Origin of the sequence: Streptomyces sp., assembly GCF_031178505.1 — a bacterium.
In the GTDB taxonomy this organism is placed as follows: domain Bacteria; phylum Actinomycetota; class Actinomycetes; order Streptomycetales; family Streptomycetaceae; genus Streptomyces; species Streptomyces gulbargensis.
This window is the reverse complement of the sequence record NZ_JAPSIW010000732.1, coordinates 1-3,466: the sequence shown is the minus strand read 5'-3', so window position 1 is coordinate 3,466 and position 3,466 is coordinate 1. Positions and strand designations below refer to the sequence as shown.

Genomic DNA, 3,466 nt, shown 5'->3' with positions numbered 1-3,466 from the left:
TGCCTACCTTGACCGCGACCCCTCCTTGGTCAGTGAGGCATTGAACTGCGTCGGAAGCCAGCGGCCGGAGTCACTGGACGGTTCGCCGGACGCGTCGGGCTGGGCGGAGACCCTACAGGCCGACGGTGACGAGTTTGCCCGCAGCGACGATGTCCTGTCCCTGAGGGCGGCCGTCCGTGAACTCTCCGACGACGAGAAGGAGCTCCTGTTCCGACGGTACTTTCACGAGGAGAGTCAGGAGCGCATCGGGCAGCGACTGGGGATGACGCAGATGCAGATTTCGCGGCTGTTGGCGCGAACCCTGGTCAAGCTGCAGAAGCGGCTGCTGGAGCACGCGGGTACAGATACGCGCGCGGAACTTCGGGCTCCGAGCGTCGCTTAGCCACGGCCCAGTAATCACGGGCCGGATGCGGCAGGCTAGATGGTGCCGAGACCCTTTGCAGCCTCCAGCACGTCAGCTACGCCGACAGCCAGGAGTGCCGGGTCAGGCTCGGTGGCGAACGTCTCGCCGAGCCGTTGGGACTCGTCCGTCAGTACGATATGCGGGCCGGGCGGCGGCCCCCACTCACTGACCGGAGCTGGACCGAAAAGGATGATGGAGGGCCGGGCATAGGCAGAGGCCAGGTGCGCAGCACCGGTATCGGCGGAGATCACCAGCGCAGCTTCCGCGATCAGCGAGGCGAATTCGAGCAGGCCGAGCGTGCCTGCAACAACGGCGTCCTCCGGCAATCCCGCTGCCTCCTGCACTGCCACAGCGCGGGGACGCTCCCCGGAGCTTCCGGTCAGAAGGACACGATGCCCAGCCTTCGAGAGGGAGCGCGCGACGGCGGCGAAACGGTCCACCGGCCACAGCCGGCTTCCGTAGGCAGCACCTACGTGAATGACGACGGCGCCGCTGTACACGGGCTCGACCTCGGGCTGGGGGAGGCGGTAGTCCAGGGGATCGGCCTCGATGCCGTGTGCCAGCACCAGGCGAGCCCACCGGTCGCGCTCATGAATGCCGTCCACCCACTCAGGCCCCGACCAACCCGGCCCCGCATGACCGATGTTCCGCGCAGCCTGCAGCGCTTCCAGTCGCCCGCGGCTCTCCTGCCCGCTGCCATGAAGGTTCACCGCGACGTCTATCCGCCCGGGCTGCAACGGCACCGGAACGTCCAGGCCATGGGTGGGCAGTAGCTCGTCAACGCAGCCGGTCAACAGCACGACGGGCTCCAGCCAGCTCTGTGCGGCGTAGAAGATGCGGTGGTCCGGGAAGGCCCTCCGCAGCCCGCGCAGCGCCGGAACCGCCACGAGAAGATCGCCCAGTTTCAGTGCCCGTAAAGCCAGCAACTCGGGGCGTCCATCACGGTCCGGGAACTCACTGGCTTCAATCGGCTGCATGCGTTTCATCCTGCCAGAAACAAACTTCTTCGAAGAGAAGTGTTTAGGCGCCGCCGGATGGGGGAACTCTCCGGTTATGAGTAACGAGCCGAAAGCCGTTCTCCTTGACCGGGACGGCACCCTGGTGTTCGACGTGCCGTACAACGGGGATCCCGCGCTGGTCGAGGTGATGCCCGGCGTCGAAGCTGTGCTGCAGGGCCTTCGCGCCGACGGCGTACCCCTCGGCGTGTTGACCAACCAATCCGGCATCGCCCGCGGCCTCGTCACCCGTGAGCAGGTCGACGCAGTCAACGCCCGGGTGGATGAGCTCCTCGGCCCCTTCGAGGTGTGGGAGGTTTGCCCGCACGGCCCGGACCATGGCTGTGAATGCCGCAAGCCCGCACCGGGCATGATTCTCAGCGCGTGCGCCCGGCTGAACCTGGACCCCTCGGAGGTTGCCTTCATCGGCGATATCGGAGCGGATGTCGAAGCAGCGGCTGCGGCGGGCGCAACCGGCGTTCTCGTGCCCACGCCGGTCACCCGGCAGGAAGAGATCGACGCGGCAGACCTGGTCGCGCCGGATCTTGCTTCGGCGATCGCCTTACTGCGGGGTGCTTCATGACGGACCGTGTTCTGGTGGCGCGGCTGGACAGCGTGGGTGACGTCCTGCTCGCGGGGCCGGCTGTCCGGGCGGTCGCCGCGGACCAGCCTGCCGGCGTCGTCATGCTCTGTGGTCCCCAGGGCGCCCCGGCGGCCGAACTGCTGCCCGGCGTCGCTGACGTCATCGTGTGGGACTGCCCGTGGATCACGGCCCCGGCGCCGCCCGTTACGGGTGCGCACCTTGACGCGCTTGTCAGCGCCGTGCGGGACGCAGGAATCCGGGAGGCTGTCATCCTTACCTCCTTCCACCAGTCACCGCTGCCCCTGGCGATGCTGTTGCGGCTGGCCGGCGTCGAACGCATCACCGGTGCCTCCACCGACTATCCCGGCAGCTTGCTCGACGTCCGGCTCAAGCCGGGCGAAGACTTTCCCGAGGACCAGCCGGAAGCCGAGCGGGCCCTGGGCATAGCGGCCGCAGGCGGATATCAGCTGCCTGACGACGACGACGGCCGCCTGTTGGTGCGCGATGTTCCGGACATGTCACATCTGGTGGGCGAGGGCCCCTACGTTGTGCTGCACCCGGGGGCGGCAGTGCCCGCACGCGCGTGGCCAGCGCTGCACCACGCCGCGCTCGCTGAACTCCTGATCGGCGCGGGTTACCGGGTGGTGGTGACCGGCGGTCCCCGCGAACGCGAACTGACCGCGACCGTTGCCCGGCCCGACGGTATTGACCTCGGCGGACAGACGGACCTGCGGGGAATGGCCGGAGTGCTGGCTCATGCATCCGCTGTTGTCACGGGCAACACAGGCCCCGCGCACCTCGCTGCGGCCGTCGGAACGCCCGTCGTAAGCCTGTTCTCACCCGTGGTTCCGGCAATCCGCTGGGCTCCCTACCGTGTCCCGGTGGAACTCCTGGGTGACCAGAATGCGCCCTGCAGGCAGACCCGTGCCCGGGATTGCCCAGTACCAGGGCACCCCTGCCTGGCCGACGTTGCGCCCGAGGACGCCTTCGCAGCCGTCGAAAGGCTCATCTCCGGAGTTTCCTCCCTCAACAGCAAAAGAGTCAGTAGAAGAGAAACGAGACCCGTATGAAAATTCTGCTGTGGCACGTGCACGGCGGCTGGACGGACGCCTTTGTCCGCGGCCCGCACCAGTACCTGCTTCCCACCACGCCCGACGGCGGTCCGTGGGGACTCGGGAGGGCCGGCCGGGACTGGCCGGACAGTGTGATTGAGGTGGCACCGGAGGACCTGCGCGACCACGACATCGACGTAGTTGTCCTTCAACGCACCGAGGAGCTTGCCGAATGTGAGCTGCTACTTGGCCGCCGGCCAGGAGTGGACATCCCGGCGGTGTTCCTCGAGCACAACACACCAAAGGGCGACATCCCCAATTCCAGGCACCCACTGGCCGGCCAGGACGAAATTCCCATTGTGCATGTAACCCATTTCAATGAGCTCTTCTGGGACTGCGGGAGCGCATCGACCATGGTGGTGGAGCACGGCAT

Annotated in this window: 4 protein-coding genes and 1 pseudogene; 4 read left to right on the top strand and 1 reads right to left on the bottom strand. The window is 67.3% G+C overall.

Going from position 1 to position 3,466, the window contains the following annotated elements; translation table 11 throughout:
* On the top strand, window positions 1–382 hold a 382-nt coding region (locus RIF68_RS31355), incomplete at its 5' end, for a sigma-70 family RNA polymerase sigma factor (RefSeq protein WP_309054651.1).
* A gap of 35 nt (window positions 383–417) precedes the next feature.
* On the opposite strand, the gene RIF68_RS31350 is transcribed toward RIF68_RS31355, so the two are convergent.
* Window positions 418–1,380, bottom strand: coding sequence for a glycosyltransferase family 9 protein (locus RIF68_RS31350; RefSeq protein ID WP_309054650.1), 963 nt, complete (start codon window positions 1,378–1,380; stop codon window positions 418–420).
* On the opposite strand from RIF68_RS31350, the gene RIF68_RS31345 reads away from it, so the two are divergent.
* From RIF68_RS31345 to RIF68_RS31335, 3 genes and pseudogenes are all read left to right on the top strand, one after another.
* A complete protein-coding gene (locus RIF68_RS31345) occupies window positions 1,379–1,981 on the top strand; it encodes an HAD family hydrolase (RefSeq protein WP_309054649.1) in 603 nt (200 codons plus the stop codon). The genes RIF68_RS31350 and RIF68_RS31345 overlap by 2 nt on opposite strands.
* On the top strand, window positions 1,978–3,051 hold the full coding sequence (locus RIF68_RS31340) for a glycosyltransferase family 9 protein (protein WP_309054648.1): 1,074 nt from the start codon (window positions 1,978–1,980) through the stop codon (window positions 3,049–3,051). The genes RIF68_RS31345 and RIF68_RS31340 overlap by 4 nt, the downstream gene beginning before the upstream one ends.
* A pseudogene (locus tag RIF68_RS31335) lies at window positions 3,048–3,466 on the top strand (glycosyltransferase family 1 protein); the annotation flags it as partial. The gene RIF68_RS31340 and the pseudogene RIF68_RS31335, both read left to right, overlap by 4 nt.

What these genes read in the sequence shown, in the direction of transcription:
- RIF68_RS31345 (WP_309054649.1), top strand. Translation starts at nt 1,379, where the DNA reads ATGCGTTTCATCCTGCCAGAAACAAACTTCTTCGAAGAGAAGTGTTTA.
- RIF68_RS31350 (WP_309054650.1), bottom strand. Translation starts at nt 1,380, where the DNA reads ATGCAGCCGATTGAAGCCAGTGAGTTCCCGGACCGTGATGGACGCCCC.
- RIF68_RS31340 (WP_309054648.1), top strand. Translation starts at nt 1,978, where the DNA reads ATGACGGACCGTGTTCTGGTGGCGCGGCTGGACAGCGTGGGTGACGTC.